Here is a 14,877-nt window from a genome sequence, read left to right as displayed (position 1 = left end):
TGCTGCCGGCGCGCTTTTCGGTAGTTGCCGGCCCTGCCGGCCGTGAGCGGGATCCAGTCTGTTGACCGCAGATATCGACAATCTCAAATCCGTCCGGGGCGCCGCCCGACCGTCCTTGATCGGCGCCGCACGCCGGCTGACGAGCGGACGCGCCGCGCCGCTGCTCGTCCTCATTGCGCTGTGCGTGCTCATCACGATCGCCAATCCAAGCTTCATCGAGCCGCGCAACCTGATCCGCATCGCCAATTCGTCGGCCGTTCCGCTCACGCTCGCGATGGGGCTGACCTTCATCATCCTGCTCGGCAGCATCGACCTTTCGGTCGAGGGCTCGCTGTCGATCGCGGCGATGGTCGTGGTGCTCCTCGCGACCAATGACGCCAACAGCAATCATTTCGGCTGGTTCGCGGTCGTCGCCGCGATTGCGGCGAGCACGGCGATGGGCTTTGCCAGCGGCCTCGTCCAGACGATGCTGCGCATTCCCTCCTTCATGGCGACGCTCGGCGTCTGGTTCATCGGCCTCGGCATATCCGTCTATATGCTCGGCGGCTCCGCGGTTCGGCTGATGGATCCTTCGATCCGCGATCTTGCGCTGGCGCGGTTCCTCGGACTGCCGCTCGGCGTCTGGGTCGCGCTCGGCGCGTTCGGGCTCGCCTGCACCATTCAGTATTATACGCGCCTCGGCCGGCACATCGTGGCGGTCGGCGGCGCCGAGGACCTCGCGGAGCTTTCCGGGGTCAATGTGCGACGCGTCCGCATTCTCGCTTTCGGCCTAGCGGGCTTCTTCTTCGGCATTGCCGGCGTGCTCGCGGCCGCGCAGCTCGGCCGCTCCGACGCGGTCATCGCCGATGGGCGCCTGTTCGCCGCGGTCACCGCCGTCGTGGTCGGCGGCACCGCGCTCACCGGCGGCGAAGGCGGGGTGATCAACACGCTGATCGGCGTGCTCATCGTGACGGTGCTCGGCAATGGCATGATCCTGCTCGGCGTATCGCCCTACGTCCAGCAGACCGTCCAGGGCCTGATGATCATCGCCGCGGTTGCCCTTTCGCTGGATCGCCAGCGCCTCCAGATCGTGAAGTGACGGCCATGCTGACAGCCAACGCGATCACCAAATCCTTTGCCGGCGTACCGGCCCTCAAGGGCGTCTCGCTCGAGATCCGTCCGAACGAGGTGGTCGGCCTCATCGGCGAAAACGGTGCAGGCAAATCGACGCTCATGCGCATCTTCGCCGGCACGCACCAGCCTGACGGCGGCACGCTTATGCGGGACGGTCAACCGGTGCGGCTGCGCAATGCCCGCGACGGCGCCGCAAACGGCATCGGCATGGTTTTCCAGGAGCAGTCTCTGCTCCTCAACCTCTCCGTCGCGGAGAACATCTATCTCGGCCAGGAGAGCCAGTTCGTCCGGTTCGGCATCGTCGACTGGAAGGCCATGCGCACCGCCGCGCGGCGCCAGCTCGACAAGATCGGCGTCGATATCGACGTGACCGCGCGCACATCTGAGCTGACCTTCGCCGCGCGCCAGATGGTGGAACTTGCCAAGGCGCTGACGCTCGAGGAGACGGTCTCGCGGCAGATCGTCATCCTGCTCGACGAGCCGACATCGGTCCTCAGCGGCGCCGATATCGAGGTTCTCTTCAATCGGGTGCGCTCGCTGAAATCCCGCGCGAGCTTCGTCTTCGTCTCGCACCGCCTGGACGAGGTGCTTCGCATCTCCGATCGCGTCTACACGATGAAGGACGGCGAAGTCGTGGCCGAGCACCGCGCCGGCGACATCACGGCGCCGGAGCTGCACAAGATCATGGTCGGCCGCGGGTTGCAGACGGCCTACTACAAGGAAGACCGGCAGCTCCCGCCCCGCAGCGAGATCCTCGTCGATGCGTCCAAGCTCGGCGCGGCCGGCGCCTTTTCCGATGTCGACCTGCAGATCCGCGCCGGCGAGATCGTCGGCATTGCCGGCGTCGTCGGATCGGGTCGCGAGGAGGTGACGCGCACGATCGGTGGCTTCATGCCCCATACCGATGGCCGGCTCACCATCCTCGGCGAAGAGGTGCATTTCCGCTCGCCTGAACAGGCGGTGCGCCGGAGCGTCGGCTACATACCGCGCGAGCGACGGGTCGAGGGGCTCGTGATGTTTCTCTCGATCGCGGAGAACATAACCCTCGCCGACCTTTCCGCAGTCGTGAAGAACGGGCTGATCAGCTACCGCCGGGAGCGGAGCCTCGCGACCGTCTGGATCCGCCGGCTGCACATCAAGGCGCCGGGGCCCGACATCGCCTGTCGCAAGCTTTCCGGCGGCAATCAGCAGAAAGTTGTGCTCGCACGCTGGATGACGGCGGGTTCCCGCATCCTCATCCTCGACCACCCGACCCGCGGCCTCGATGTCGGCGCCAAGGAGGAGGTCTACGAGCTCGTGCGCGAGCTCTCCAGCCAGGGGGTCGCGATCCTGCTGATCTCTGACACGCTGGAAGAAACGATCGGGCTGTCCCACCGCGTCATCGTGATGCGCGACGGCGCCGTGACCGCCCGTTTCGACGCGGAGCCGGGGAAAAAACCGGACCAGGTCGACGTCGTCAAGGCGATGGTGTGAGGACCCGATGAACAGCACTTCCAACATCCGATCACTCCTGACGGCAGGCTGGCTGCAGGGTGCGATCCCGCCGATTCTTCTCGTCGCCCTCATTCTCATCATCGAGCTCGCCGCGCCCGGCTTCCTCTCCGGCGAGACGCTGATGCTCCTGCTAGCCAACACGGCGGTGCTCTTCATTCTCGCCGCCGGCGTGACCTTCGTCATTCTGATCGGCGGGATCGATCTCTCGATCCAGGCGGTGGCGTCGCTCGCCAGCGTGATCCTGGCGCAGCTTCTGCCGGGCATCGGCATGGCCGCCTTCCCCGTCGCGATCCTGGGCGGGCTGCTGTTCGGGATTCTGTCGGGATATGTGCATGTGCGGCTCAAGGTGCCCTCCTTCGTCGCAACGCTGGCGACGGGCGGCGTGGTGGCCGGCATCGCGCTGTGGCTGGCCGATGGTCGCGCGATCACAATCGAAGAAGCCGGGCGCGAGAACACCGCCTGGATCAACGGGACCGTCGCCGGCGTGCCCGCTGTCGCCCTCATTGCGGCGGTCATCGGGCTCGTCGCCTTCTTCGCGCTTCGCTATACGCCCTTCGGGCGCCATAGCCTCGCGGTGGGGGCGGGCGAACCGGCCGCGCTGGCGGCGGGCATCAATGTTCCGCGCACCAAGATCATCGCCTTCGCCGTTTCGGGAACGCTCGCGGCGATCGCCGGCACGATCCTCGCGGCGCGCCTTTCGAGCGGCTCACCCAATCTCGCCAATCAATTGCTGCTGCCGGCTATCGCCGCGGTCATTGTCGGCGGGACCGCGATCACCGGCGGCCTCGGCGGCGTCGCGCGAACGGCCGTGGGCGCCCTCATCATCTCGATCGTTCGGATCGGCATGACGTTCATCGGCATCAATATCTTCGCGGAGAACGTCGTCTTCGGCGCCGTACTGATCACGGCGGTCGCGATCACGATCGACCGCAGCAAGATCGCCATCATCAAATGACGCGGGAGCAGAGCTGCGTCGCAGGAAACCTGGGTTCGGAGACCGCACCGTGCGGTGCGGCCTCCGGCGCCGGATCTTGGTTACGACATGGTCGCAAGGTCGATGAGCTCGATCTTGTACCCATCGGGATCCTCGATGAAGGCGATATGCGTCGTGCCGTGCTTCATCGGGCCCGGCGGCCGGGGAATGCGCGCACCCTGCGCCTCGAGCGCGGCGCAGACGGCGTAGATGTCGTGGACGCCGAGCGCGAGATGACCGAAGGCGGTGCCGAGCTCATAGGGCTCTTCCCGGCCCCAGTTCAGCGTGAGCTCAACCACGGTATTCGAATCTTCCGGACCATAGCCGACGAAAGCGTTGGTGAACTTCCCATCCGGATAATCGTCGCGGCGAAGCAAGGTCATGCCGAGAAGCTCAGTATAGAACTTGATCGATTTGTCGAGATCGAGCACGCGAATCATCGTGTGCATCATTCTGAACGTTTCGGGCTTGTCGCTCATGTTCGGGTGTCCTCCTGCAAGCTATCGTCTTTGGGCTGATTTTCGAATGGAACAGTCGTCGCAAGCGTCGTCGCCCTTGATGTTCAAAACCAGCGTTGTATGATAACCATGCAAGATACTTCATTGTCCAGCCGTTTCGGATCGCCATTGGATTGACGCCATGCATGCTGTTCTTTCCCCTCAGGAATTGGCGCTCACGGCCCTCGGTGCCACGCTCCTGGCCGAGATCCTGACGCAGGACGATACCGAGATCGAACGCTACAGCCGGGACGGAACGGGCGACCATTACGCCCGCCCGCTGGCCGTTGTGCGCCCCCGTTCCGTCGAAGAGGTCAGCCTCCTGATGCGCTGCTGCCACGAGCACCGCATCCATGTGGTCCCGCAGGGCGGGCTGACCGGGCTGGTGGGCGCCGCGGTGCCGAGCTTTCCCGGCGGCGAGGTCGTCGTTTCGCTGGAACGGATGAACACCGTGCGCTCCGTGAATCCGATTGACTTCACCATGGTCGTCGAGGCGGGCTGCATCCTCGAAGAGGCCAAGCGCGCGGCGGAAGAGCTGGATTGCCTTCTCCCCATCACCTTCGGCGCGCAGGGCAGTTGCCGGCTCGGCGGAAATGTCGCGACGAATGCCGGCGGCTTCAACGTGCTGCGCTACGGCATGACGCGCGACCTCGTGCTGGGGCTCGAGGTGGTCCTGGCGGATGGAAGGGTCTGGAACGGGTTGCGGACGCTGCGCAAGGACAATCGCGGCTACGACCTGAAGCAGTTGTTCATCGGCAGCGAGGGCACGCTCGGCATCGTGACGGCCGTCGCGCTCAAGCTCTTTCCGCGCCCGACGCAGGTCGAGACCGCGCTGGTGGGCCTCGCCTCCGTCGAGGATGCGATGGCGCTCTATGCGCGCGCGCGCCGCGAGTGCAGCGATCTCCTCTCGGCGTTCGAATTGCTGCTGCGCGGCTGCATCGAAATCGCGATCGACGCGCAGGTCGGTCTCGAGGATCCGCTTTCGCAGCCCTATCCGGTCTATGTGCTTCTGGAGACGGCGGCTGGCGGGCGCGTCGATCTGAGGGCGCTGGTCGAGGACTTTCTCGGCCATACGGACGGACTGGTGCTGGACGGCGTGATCGCATCGAACAGGGCCCAGGCCGCTCGGCTGTGGCGGTTGCGCGAGGTGATGGTGGAGACGCAGGGGCGCGGCGGACGATATCTGCGGACGGATGTATCGGTGCCGATCTCCAGCATCGCGTCCTTCGTCGCGCAGAGCCTCGCCGCTTTGGCACAAGCTCACCCCGAAGCGCGCGTCGTGACCTATGGCCATGTGGGCGACGGCAATATCCACATGAACGTGGTCCCGCCTCTTGGCATGCCGCCCGAGACCATGGATGACCTCTTCCATGCGGCGGAAGACATCATCTTCGACGTGATCGACCGGCATGGCGGCTCGATCAGCGCCGAGCATGGAATCGGCCGCGTGAAGCAGAAGGCCTATCTGAAGCGCGCCGACGCCTTGACGCTGGAGCTTGCCAGCCGGATCAAGGACGCGTTCGATCCTCGGCACCTTCTCAGCGAAGGGCGTATTCTCCCCCTTCGCGACGTTTGATGGAGACAGCGGCGTGACATTGAAGCTCGACAAGGTAAGCCGCGGCCCCAATCTGTCGACGCTGGTGGCGAGTTCGATCTCACGCGAAATCGCGCAAGGCCGGCTCAAGCCCGGCGACCAGTTGCCCACGGAACAGAAGCTCGCCGTGACCTTCGGCGTCAGCCGCAACGTCATCCGCGAAGCCATCGCTCGGCTTCGCTCGGAAGGGCGCATCTGGTCGCAGCAGGGGCGCGGCGCCTTCGTCTCGGACGAGCCGAACGCCACCGTGCTCACGATCGACTATGACGCGCTGCAGCAGGCCACAGCCTTCCGGAGCCTGTTCGAGCTGCGCGGCATCCTCGAGGTGCAGGCTGCCGCGCTTGCCGCGCAGCGGCGCACGGACGCGGATGTGGCCGCCATGCGCGACGCGCTGGAGACGATGAACAACGTTCCCTATGGCAGCGTCACCTGGCTCACCAACGACCTCAATTTCCACAAGACCGTCGCCGCTGCCACCGGCAACGCCTATATGGTCCAGTTCCTGATGTTCGTTTCGGAACGTGTGCGCGACAGTATTCTGGCGTCGGGCAACCAGAAGAAGTCCGAGGAACTCGCCCGCGTCACGATCGGGGAGCACCAGCGCATCCTGGACGCGATCGAGGCCCGCGATCCGGATGCAGCACGCCTGGCGATGCTCGCCCATCTCTCCGGCGCCGCCAGCCGCGTCGGGCTGCCCGCTGAGCCGGCCCCCTAGACGGACACCCGATCCGCTGCGGGAAGCAGCAACGCGATCGGATCAAGAGCCGCGCGACGGATCCTGTTGCGCGTCGGGAAAGCTGTTCAGGATGCGGATCGCCGCGCAGGCGGCGCCATAGCCGCTGTCGATATTGCAGGTCAGAAGGCCGGGAGCGCAGCTCGATAGCATGGCGTTCAGCGCCGTCCTCCCCGCCTCGGCGGCGCCATAGCCGACCGATGTCGGCACGCAGATGATCGTGCCGCGCAACAGCCCGCCGAGGACGCTGGCGATTGCCGCATCCATGCCGGCGACCGCGATCACGACCGGGAATCGGAGAATCTCGTCGATCCGCTCCAGCAGGCGCCAGAGCCCGGCGACCCCGACATCGAGGATGAGCGACGCCTCGATGCCGGCATGGCGGAGCGTGCGCTCGGCCTCGCGCGCGACGACGGCATCCGACGTCCCGGCCGCCACGATCGCGACCCGGCCCCGGCTCGTGACCGGCCGCAGCGGACCGAAGAATGCCGTCCGCGACATCACGCAATAGTCGAGCGCGCGCGCCTGGTCGGGAGGAAGCTGCGCGAGACCATCGGCGTCGAGGCGCGTCAGCAGAAGGCCCCTGCCCCGCTCCGCCGCCAGGGACAGGATCGCGCTGATCTGGGCCGGGCCTTTGCCGGCACAGAACACCGCTTCATCCAGCCCGATGCGCTCGCCCCGCTCATAGTCGAAGACGATGTCGGGGGAGGTCATGCGCCGGCTCCCAAGAATGCGCTGCCCCGTCGATAGGGCTCGAACGCGATCGACCGGCCCGCGAGATCCGATGGCAGAAGAGCCGTGATCGCCGCCACGAGCTCGCCATCGCCGTGCAGCGCGGCCAATTCGGGCGCGTCCAGCTCGACCACAACGCCGGCGCGGCGAATGCGGCAGCGGACGGTCTGCACGCCGAGGCGTTCGATCACGAGCTTCTCGACGGCATCGACGGCCAGCAGCGCCTCCGGATCGATAGGGATCGCGGTCTCCACCCGGCTCGCCAGACAGGGTGAGGCCGGCAGCTCCGCCACCGCGCCGAGCCCCAGCTGGCGCGCGAGATCGCGCAGACCCGCCTTGTCGATCCCGGCCTCGACATAGGGATGGCGCACGCCCGCGCTACGGGCGGCGTCGAGGCCCGGCCGATAGTCTCCGAGATCGTCGATATTGGTCCCGGACACGATCTGACGGCGCGAAACCGCAGCAATCGCGCCATAAAGATGGCCCTTGCAGAAGAAGCAGCGGTTGACGGGATTGTCGCGATAGCGCCCGTCGGCGAACTCGCCCGCATCGAGCGCGACGAGGTTCCAGCCCTCGCGCTCCGCCCAAAGTTGCACCCGCCGGGTCCCGTCGACGGGCACGGCCGGCGAAACGGCGTGGAAGATTTCGACCGCCGCGGGTCCGAGGAAGCGATGCGCCAGCACGGCGAGCGTCATGGAATCGACGCCGCCGCTGACCGCAACGGCCACCGGGGGGAGCGAGGACAGCACCGCCTCGAGCCGCTGCCGCGTCATGGCCCCTCCCCCTCCCGCAACAGCTTTGCCTCCAGACCGGCGCGCAGCCGCGAGCGATCCGCGGCGCCACCAATCCCGGCGAGGTCATCCGCCTCTATCTTCACGGTCCGGCCCGCGGGCCGATCCGCGATCTTGGCGCGAAATGCGCGCCCGTCCCGTTCGATCTCCCTCATCTCGCGGCGCAGGATGGTCCGCGCGACAATGGCATGGCGAATGCCAAGCGTGGTCGTCTCGTGGAAGATCGCCTCTTCGACCGCCGAACGATGGGCGGGCTCCGCCAGAATCCGCAGGTGCGTCATCAGCCGGCCCTTCTTTCCATAGACAGGGGCCTGCAAGGCGTCGATCACGCCGGGCGCGGCCCGCAGATGCGCCAGCGCCGTCGCGAGATCCTCGCCGCTCTGATCGTCGATCTCGCATTCGAGCACCGCCACAGCATCGGTAGCGGGCGCATGGGCGGCCCGCGCTTCAAATGCGAGCACGCGGAGGCAATTGCTGATGCCCGGCAGGCGGCGGGCACCAAAGCCGTAGCCTGACGCGCGAAGCACCCGCGCGGCGACGGGCGTATCGCGATTGCCGCAGAGATAGGCGACGATCGCGGCGCCGGTCGGCGTAACCCGCTCGCCGGCAATGCCGTCATCCATCACCTCGAAGCCCTCCAGCAGCCGGGCGGCGGCCGGCGCGGGGACCGGGAGCGGACCGTGGGCCGTCCGGACGCGGCCGCTACCGATCGGTATTGCGCCGATCGTCCAACGCTGCACGTCGAGCCGGCCGATCAGCCAGGACGCGGCGACGATGTCGGCAATGGAATCCCAGGCCCCCACCTCGTGGAACGCCACGTCATCGACCGCCTGGCCATGGATGCGCGCCTCGGCACCGGCTAGAAGCGAGAAGATCCCGATCGCATGCGCGCGGGTGACCTCGTCGAGCGGCGACCGCGCCATGGCCGCGCGGATATCGCGCCAATGGATGTGGCCGTGGCTCGGCGAGCCATGGCCCTGATCCTCATGCGGGTCTCCATGGGTGTGTCCCGGCGCAGGAGCATGGGGATGCCGGTGGAGATCGGAGGGCTCGTGGCGATGCGGCCTTGATACGATGTCCGTCGCGGCCGGCTTGCTCACCACGAACCGCTTGCCGGTCAATATCCCGTCGTCATGTGCGAGGACCGTGCAATCCACGTCCGCGATCAGGGGACAATGCGAAAGTGCCGCCTGGAGGCCCGGAGCCAGATCGGGGCGGAGGTCCAGCAGCGCGGCGACGAACATGTCGCCTGCGACACCCCCGAGCGGATCAAGGTGCAGCTGGAGCATCCGTCCGGCCCTCATTCGGCCCGATCGACCGGACCGACGAGCGATAGGCCATTGGCCGCCGCGATCACGTCGGAGAGCGCCGGCACGAACGCTTCGCCCTGCCCCGCGGCGACGGCCGTCGCGAAGGAATTGCGCACGGCGGCGTTGATCGGATTGACCGCGCCGGAGGCCAGCGCGAACGATGCGAGATAGGACATGTCCTTCAACGCGTTGACCATCGCAAAGCGCTGCGCATTCTCGTCGCGTTCCAGCACGAATTCGAAGAACGCGCGATAGAAGCCGCAATCCATGCGACTGCCGCGCAGAACGCTGTCGAAGACCTGCGGCGTCAGGCCCGCCTTGGCGCCCAGCATCAGGGCCTCGGAATAGACCGCCGCATAGCTCATCGACACGAAATTGTTCAGCAGCTTCATGGTGTGACCGGTCCCGACCGGCCCCGTCGGGACGATGCGCGCTGCGAAAGCCTCGAGAATGGGCCGGGCACGCGCCACGGCCTCCTCCGGCCCGCCGATCATGACGTCGAGCTTCCCCTCGGCCGCCTCCTTGGGCGTACGAGCCAGCGGGGCATCGATCAGGGTTATGCCGCGCGGCGCGAGATCCGCGGCGAGCCGTGTCGTCACGGACGGGTTGGATGTCGAACAATCGATGAGCAGGAGCGGCTTGCCGGCCGCCACGATGCCGTCCGGCCCGGCCAGAAGCTGCTGGACCTGGTCGGAGCCAGTGACGCAGAGAATAACGACATCGCTTGCAACAGCGAGATCACGCGCGTTGGCGGCCTCCTCTGCGCCTGACTGGACAAGGCGATCGATCGCCTCACGTCGACGATGCGCGAGGACGGTAATCGGCCAGCCCTTGGCAAGCAGATTACCTGCCATACCCGAACCCATGGCGCCGACACCGACGAATCCGATCCGTTCCTTCATGCCGTTACTTTCCTTTTTGTTTCGTACCAGCTTACGACAACGATCGGTTTTGCTTTTCGCGCGCGATTACGCTAGCAACAGGCAAGGTGCGCAAGCGCAACAGTTCATTGCGGGATTTCACAGCCAGATGACCGACAAGGACGACGTCGTATTCGGCGCCATCCACCAGGGCCCCAATCTGCGTAGCGGCCTCGCCGACACGCTCATCGCCCAGATCGAGTCTGGCGCCCTCAAGCCCGGCCAGCGCCTGCCGACCGAACAGGAGATCGTCCGGGCGACGGGCGTCAGCCGCACTATCGTCCGCGAGGCGCTCGCGACGTTGCGGGCCAAGGGCCTCATTGCGACCCGCCAGGGGCTCGGCGCCTTTGTCCTCGCGAATCCCAAGCCGACCTCCTTCACGATCCTGCCCGACGATCTCGAATCGATCGACGAGGTCCGCCGCGTGCTCGAGCTCAGGCTGGGCATCGAATGCGAGGCCGCGGGTCTCGCAGCGCTTCGTCGTACCGAACACGACATCGAGCAGATGCAGGCGTGCCTTGCCGCGCTCGACGAGGCGATCGAAAGCGGGGGCTATGGCGCGGAGGAGGACTACGCCTTCCACCGCGCGATTCTCCGGGCGACCCAGAATCCCTATTATGCGCGGCTGTTCGATACGTTCGGAACGAGCATGGTCCCGCGCCAGTGGGCGCGCCTCGATCGCATGACGCCCGCGGAACGCAAACAGCATGCGGCACGCATGCGGCGCGAGCATCAGGCGATCCTGACCGCCATCCGCGACGGCAACGAGGCGGCGGCGCGGCGAACCATCCGGAGCCATCTCACCAAGAGTATGGCGCGCTTCGGAGAGATGCGGGACGCGAAACTCTCCTCGTGACGCGTGCGTGAGCGACGCGCGGGCCCCGCCTGATCGCACGACGACCGCAGAACGGCATCCCACCGCAAAGGTAGCCAGTGAAGCGCCGGGATGCCGCCTGACGCTATGGTGCGAAGCGCGGCACGACATAGGGCCCCTCCGGAATCACCGCGACGTGGGGATCACCCGAGCGCGCGACGCTCCTTGCGATTGCGGCATCGACATCATCGATCAATGTGACGCCCGTCAGCCGGCGGCTTTCGCCCGCAAGGCCCGTCGTGAACAACGCGACCTCGCCGAGGCGCATGGGCTTCAGCTGCATCTCCGTCTGCCACTCGTCGATCTCGGCGAGACGCCTGGCCGTCAGAGTCGCCAGGAACCGGTCGGGACCGAGAGCGACCAGGCGTGCCTGGGCGTCCCGGAATTCGGGCGAGCCGAAGCCTTCCGAGCATTCCGAAGCGATGATGAGCGTTCCCCCCGGCGCAAGGATGTCCAGCGGCGTCACCATGCCCTTGATCGTCTGGTAGTAGGTCTTGTCCAGCGGATAGCCGGCGGAGGAGGTCACGACGGTTGAGAAGCGCCGGTCGAGCGGCACCTGCGTCGCCGCGCTAACGAAATCGACCGCGGACTGATGGCTGGCGATGATCTCGCCGAAGGTGATGCAGACGAGATCGCGGTCCTCGTCGAGCACCGTGTTCACCGCATAGACCTCGCCGAGCATACGGACGATTTCCAGTTGCTCCTCATGCAGCGGATTGCCGATGAGGTTGCACTGGACCGCGAGCGGGTCCTCCATGAAGCGGGCGGAATGAAACGTCCTGATCGTCTCGTGATGGGCCACGCCGGGCGCGATCACCTTGCGGCCTCCGGACCAGCCAGCCATGAAATGCGGTTCGACCAGCCCGGTCGCGATCCTCAGATCCGCCTCAGCGAACAGGCGATCGATCTTCACCGGGGTCCGGCGGACCGGCGTATAGCCGAGATCGACATGGGCGGCATCATCCCGTGCGTCGTGATTGACGATCCGCACATGCTCAAGCACCCAGGGATCGCCGATCAGCTCTGCGAGTTCGTCGCCGAGATTGGGCCGGTGCAGACCGGTCGCGACGAGGATCGAGATCTCCGCGAGCGGAATGCCGGATGCGATCATCACCTCGATCATCGGCCGCAGGAAAAGCCGGTTCGGCACGGGCCGCGTAATGTCGCAGACGAGGATGCAGGCGCTCTTCCGGTCCCGCGCGAGTTCGGCGAGCGGCCGCGACCCGATCGGATCGGCCAGCACCGCCGCAAGGGCCGCCGCGGGATCGGCGAGCTTGGGCAGCGGCTGCTTGCGGATGACATGGCCGACCGACCCCGGCGGCAGCCGCACGGGCAGATGGCCGCGCCCATAGGATAGCGCGATCGGTTCCGGGCTCATGACGCTGGCTCCGTCGCCCCGCCGAGATAGAGCTCGCGCATCAGCGCCATGTCCTTCAGCTCGGAGATCGGGCCGCAGGTGACGATGCGGCCGTTCTGCATGAGGTAGCCGCGCGATGCCACCGAGAGCGCCAGACCGGCGTTCTGCTCCACGAGCAGAACGGAAGCGCCGAAGCGCGCGCCGATGCCGAGAATGATCGCCTGAATTTCCTTCACCAGCAGCGGCGACAGGCCGAGCGAGGGCTCGTCGAGCAGCAGAACCCGCGGGCGAGCCATCAGGCCGCGCGCGATCGCCAGCATCTGCTGCTGGCCGCCGCTGAGCGAGCCACCCTTCTGCTGGCGCTTTGCCGCCAGGATCGGGAAGAACCCCTCCATGACCTCGACGTCGGCCTCGATGCCGTCGGCATCGCGCCGCGCATAGGCGCCGAGGCGCAGATTTTCCGCCACCGTCATGTCGGCGAAGATGCGCCGCCCCTCCGGCACCAGAACGAGGCCGCGCTTTGCCATGACGTCCGGCGTACGACCCGTCAGATCCTCCCCGTCCATCACGACGCTGCCGGCGCGCGGACGGACGAGACCGACAATGGTGCGCAGCAGCGTGGACTTGCCGGCGCCGTTCGGACCGAGAATCGTGATGATCTCGTTTTCGCCGAGCGTCAGGGAGACATCGCGGTTGACGATGGAGGGGCCATAGCCGGTCGTGATGCCGCGAACCGAAAGAAGCGTCACAGCACGCCCCCGAGATAGACTTCCAGAACCTTGGGATCGTTCAACACATCGCGGATCGGCCCGTCGGCGATCTTCGATCCGAAGTCGAGAACCACCAGCCGCCGGCAAAGCATCTGCATCAGCTTCATGTCGTGGTCGATGACGCAGACGCTGATGCCATGCTCGGGCAACTGCTTGACCAGCCCGACAAGCGCCAGCGTCTCCTTGTCGTTGAGCCCGGCTGCCGGTTCGTCGAGCAGGATCAGCGAGGGCCGTGTCGCCAGCGCCAGCGCGATACCGAGCAGGCGGAGATTGCCGAAGGGCAGGACGCCCGCGCGCTCCCCGGCGAGATCGGAAAGGCCGACGAAGCGCAGGAGCGCCTCCGGCGTGGTCCAGGGATAGGCACGGGACGATCGGCGCGCATGCTCGCAGGCGATGCGCACATTCTCGATGACCGGCAGCCCCGGAAAGGCCATGGCCTGCTGGAACGTATGGCCGATGCCGACACCCGAGATCTGGTGCGCTGCCAGACCCGTTATGTCGCGCCCATGCCAGAGCACGCGCCCGCCGCTCGGCTTGTGAACGCCCGTCACGACATTGAAGAGTGTCGTCTTACCGGAGCCGTTCGGCCCGACCACACCGAGGATCTCGCCCTCCTGTATCGCGAGGTCGACGCCGGCCAGTGCCGTCACGCCGCCGAACTGCTTGCGCAAACCTTCGATTTGCAGAATGGCGCTCATCATGCGGTCTCCGACGTGCCGTCGGTCGGGACGTTGGGGCGCGGGGCGGAACCGACGAGCCGCCTTCCAAGCGCGCGCAGCCCGTCGAACAGGCCGGCGATGAGGCCGTTCGGCAGCAGCAGGATCACCGCGATCAGGCAGATTCCGTAGAGGATGCGCGATTCAACCGGATCGAGATTGAGCATCTCGGGCAGGAACGAGACGAGGATGCCGCCGGCAATCGGCCCGAGCAGCAGCCGCGCGCCGCCGATCATGACCATCAGCGCGAGATAGATCGAGGGGAAGGCCGAGAACTGGTTGGGCGAGATGTGGCGGAAGAAATAGGCGAGCAGCACGCCGGAAACGCCGGCGAACAGGCCGCTGACGACGAAGGCGCCGATCTTGTGCCGGCCGACATTGATGCCGAGCGACGCCGCCAGCTTCTCGTTCTCGCGGATCGCGCGCAGCGTGCGGCCATAGGAGGAGTTGATGATGAGCCAGCTCGCGACGGCGCTGATGGCGACGAAGGCAATGACAATGAAATAGTATGGCACGAGATCGCCGGCGGGTCGGCCGAACCAGGTGACGGGCAGTTGCAGGTCGAGCCCCGTCGCCGCGCCCGTGAAGGCGCCGCCATTGGTCAGCACGATGCTGAGCAACTGGCCGAAGGCGAAGGTCATGATGACGAAATGGTGCCCGGAAACCCGGAGCGACGGCACGCCGACAATGGCCGCGACCGCCGCGGCCAGCAGGCTGCCGAGCGGAAGCGCGACCCAGAAGCCGATGCCGAGGTCGCGCGCCAGGATGGCCGCCGTATACGCCCCGACGCCGACAAGCGCGGCATGGCCCATGGAGAGAATGCCGGTCTGGCCGAACAGCACTGCCAGGCCATAAAGCGCGACGATGTTGATCCCCGCGGATATGGCGAGCGACAGGATGCGGTTGCTGGGACCGAGCGCGGGAACCAGTGCCAGGACGACGAGCACCGCGAGCGCCGGCAGCAGGGAGGCGAGAGGCGAGGAACTGCTTTTCATGATCATGC

Annotated in this window: 15 protein-coding genes; 6 read left to right on the top strand and 9 right to left on the bottom strand. The window is 66.6% G+C overall.

Annotated features, from left to right (window positions below; translation table 11 throughout):
* Nucleotides 1–61 precede the first annotated feature (61 nt).
* Genes GGR25_RS14020 through GGR25_RS14010 form a run of 3 tightly spaced genes read left to right on the top strand, consistent with a single transcriptional unit; the run spans nt 62 to nt 3,562 of the window.
* Complete coding sequence (locus tag GGR25_RS14020; RefSeq protein WP_246409652.1) at nt 62–1,078, top strand: ABC transporter permease; 1,017 nt, start codon at nt 62–64, stop codon at nt 1,076–1,078.
* Between the two features lie 5 nt (nt 1,079–1,083).
* The gene (locus tag GGR25_RS14015; RefSeq protein ID WP_183399387.1) at nt 1,084–2,586 is read left to right on the top strand and encodes a sugar ABC transporter ATP-binding protein; all 1,503 of its coding nucleotides are present in this window, start codon (nt 1,084–1,086) and stop codon (nt 2,584–2,586) included.
* Nucleotides 2,587–2,593: 7 nt separating this feature from the next.
* Nucleotides 2,594–3,562 carry an ABC transporter permease gene (locus GGR25_RS14010; protein WP_183399386.1) on the top strand — a complete coding sequence of 323 codons (969 nt, stop codon included), beginning with the start codon at nt 2,594–2,596 and terminating at the stop codon, nt 3,560–3,562.
* A gap of 80 nt (nt 3,563–3,642) precedes the next feature.
* Here GGR25_RS14010 and gloA read toward each other — a convergent pair whose 3' ends face one another.
* Nucleotides 3,643–4,059 (bottom strand): lactoylglutathione lyase, encoded by a 417-nt coding sequence (gene gloA, locus GGR25_RS14005; RefSeq protein ID WP_183399385.1) that lies wholly within the window; start codon nt 4,057–4,059, stop codon nt 3,643–3,645.
* A gap of 160 nt (nt 4,060–4,219) precedes the next feature.
* Between gloA and GGR25_RS14000 the strand changes: the two genes are divergently transcribed.
* Nucleotides 4,220–5,653: an FAD-binding oxidoreductase gene (locus tag GGR25_RS14000; protein ID WP_183399384.1), complete on the top strand. Its 1,434-nt coding sequence runs from the start codon at nt 4,220–4,222 to the stop codon at nt 5,651–5,653.
* Between the two features lie 13 nt (nt 5,654–5,666).
* A complete protein-coding gene (locus GGR25_RS13995; protein ID WP_183399383.1) occupies nt 5,667–6,386 on the top strand; it encodes an FCD domain-containing protein in 720 nt (239 codons plus the stop codon).
* 42 nt (nt 6,387–6,428) lie between these two features.
* Here GGR25_RS13995 and larB read toward each other — a convergent pair whose 3' ends face one another.
* From larB to GGR25_RS13975, 4 genes are read right to left on the bottom strand one after another with little or no spacing between them, the layout of a single operon-like run.
* On the bottom strand, nt 6,429–7,118 hold the full coding sequence (larB, locus tag GGR25_RS13990) for a nickel pincer cofactor biosynthesis protein LarB (protein WP_183399382.1): 690 nt from the start codon (nt 7,116–7,118) through the stop codon (nt 6,429–6,431).
* The gene (gene larE / locus GGR25_RS13985) at nt 7,115–7,909 is read right to left on the bottom strand and encodes an ATP-dependent sacrificial sulfur transferase LarE (RefSeq protein WP_183399380.1); all 795 of its coding nucleotides are present in this window, start codon (nt 7,907–7,909) and stop codon (nt 7,115–7,117) included. The genes larB and larE overlap by 4 nt, the downstream gene beginning before the upstream one ends.
* A complete protein-coding gene (gene larC / locus GGR25_RS13980) occupies nt 7,906–9,216 on the bottom strand; it encodes a nickel pincer cofactor biosynthesis protein LarC (RefSeq protein WP_183399379.1) in 1,311 nt (436 codons plus the stop codon). Before larC ends, larE begins: the two co-directional genes overlap by 4 nt.
* Nucleotides 9,217–9,227: 11 nt before the next feature.
* Entirely contained in the window at nt 9,228–10,139 is a 912-nt protein-coding gene (locus GGR25_RS13975) for an NAD(P)-dependent oxidoreductase (protein WP_183399378.1), read from the bottom strand.
* 127 nt (nt 10,140–10,266) lie between these two features.
* Between GGR25_RS13975 and GGR25_RS13970 the strand changes: the two genes are divergently transcribed.
* Nucleotides 10,267–11,013 carry a FadR/GntR family transcriptional regulator gene (locus GGR25_RS13970; RefSeq protein WP_183399601.1) on the top strand — a complete coding sequence of 249 codons (747 nt, stop codon included), beginning with the start codon at nt 10,267–10,269 and terminating at the stop codon, nt 11,011–11,013.
* 103 nt (nt 11,014–11,116) lie between these two features.
* Here GGR25_RS13970 and GGR25_RS13965 read toward each other — a convergent pair whose 3' ends face one another.
* Genes GGR25_RS13965 through GGR25_RS13950 form a run of 4 tightly spaced genes read right to left on the bottom strand, consistent with a single transcriptional unit; the run spans nt 11,117 to nt 14,869 of the window.
* On the bottom strand, nt 11,117–12,409 hold the full coding sequence (locus GGR25_RS13965; protein WP_183399377.1) for a nickel-dependent lactate racemase family protein: 1,293 nt from the start codon (nt 12,407–12,409) through the stop codon (nt 11,117–11,119).
* Entirely contained in the window at nt 12,406–13,137 is a 732-nt protein-coding gene (locus GGR25_RS13960) for an ATP-binding cassette domain-containing protein (protein ID WP_183399376.1), read from the bottom strand. Before GGR25_RS13960 ends, GGR25_RS13965 begins: the two co-directional genes overlap by 4 nt.
* The gene (locus GGR25_RS13955) at nt 13,134–13,859 is read right to left on the bottom strand and encodes an ABC transporter ATP-binding protein (protein ID WP_246409649.1); all 726 of its coding nucleotides are present in this window, start codon (nt 13,857–13,859) and stop codon (nt 13,134–13,136) included. The genes GGR25_RS13960 and GGR25_RS13955 overlap by 4 nt, the downstream gene beginning before the upstream one ends.
* Nucleotides 13,856–14,869 carry a branched-chain amino acid ABC transporter permease gene (locus GGR25_RS13950; protein WP_183399375.1) on the bottom strand — a complete coding sequence of 338 codons (1,014 nt, stop codon included), beginning with the start codon at nt 14,867–14,869 and terminating at the stop codon, nt 13,856–13,858. Before GGR25_RS13950 ends, GGR25_RS13955 begins: the two co-directional genes overlap by 4 nt.
* Nucleotides 14,870–14,877: the final 8 nt, after the last annotated feature.

Origin of the sequence: Kaistia hirudinis (assembly GCF_014196455.1) — a bacterium.
In the GTDB taxonomy this organism is placed as follows: domain Bacteria; phylum Pseudomonadota; class Alphaproteobacteria; order Rhizobiales; family Kaistiaceae; genus Kaistia; species Kaistia hirudinis.
This window is presented reverse-complemented; position numbering and strand designations above follow the sequence as displayed.

Bases quoted from the DNA above. Each gene is read 5' to 3' on its own strand.
- GGR25_RS14010 (WP_183399386.1), top strand. From the start codon at position 2,594: ATGAACAGCACTTCCAACATCCGATCACTCCTGACGGCAGGCTGGCTG.
- GGR25_RS13955 (WP_246409649.1), bottom strand. From the start codon at position 13,859: ATGATGAGCGCCATTCTGCAAATCGAAGGTTTGCGCAAGCAGTTCGGC.
- gloA (WP_183399385.1), bottom strand. From the start codon at position 4,059: ATGAGCGACAAGCCCGAAACGTTCAGAATGATGCACACGATGATTCGC.
- GGR25_RS13970 (WP_183399601.1), top strand. From the start codon at position 10,267: ATGACCGACAAGGACGACGTCGTATTCGGCGCCATCCACCAGGGCCCC.
- larC (WP_183399379.1), bottom strand. From the start codon at position 9,216: ATGCTCCAGCTGCACCTTGATCCGCTCGGGGGTGTCGCAGGCGACATG.
- GGR25_RS13965 (WP_183399377.1), bottom strand. From the start codon at position 12,409: ATGAGCCCGGAACCGATCGCGCTATCCTATGGGCGCGGCCATCTGCCC.
- GGR25_RS13975 (WP_183399378.1), bottom strand. From the start codon at position 10,139: ATGAAGGAACGGATCGGATTCGTCGGTGTCGGCGCCATGGGTTCGGGT.
- larE (WP_183399380.1), bottom strand. From the start codon at position 7,909: ATGACGCGGCAGCGGCTCGAGGCGGTGCTGTCCTCGCTCCCCCCGGTG.
- GGR25_RS14015 (WP_183399387.1), top strand. From the start codon at position 1,084: ATGCTGACAGCCAACGCGATCACCAAATCCTTTGCCGGCGTACCGGCC.
- larB (WP_183399382.1), bottom strand. From the start codon at position 7,118: ATGACCTCCCCCGACATCGTCTTCGACTATGAGCGGGGCGAGCGCATC.
- GGR25_RS14000 (WP_183399384.1), top strand. From the start codon at position 4,220: ATGCATGCTGTTCTTTCCCCTCAGGAATTGGCGCTCACGGCCCTCGGT.
- GGR25_RS13950 (WP_183399375.1), bottom strand. From the start codon at position 14,869: ATGAAAAGCAGTTCCTCGCCTCTCGCCTCCCTGCTGCCGGCGCTCGCG.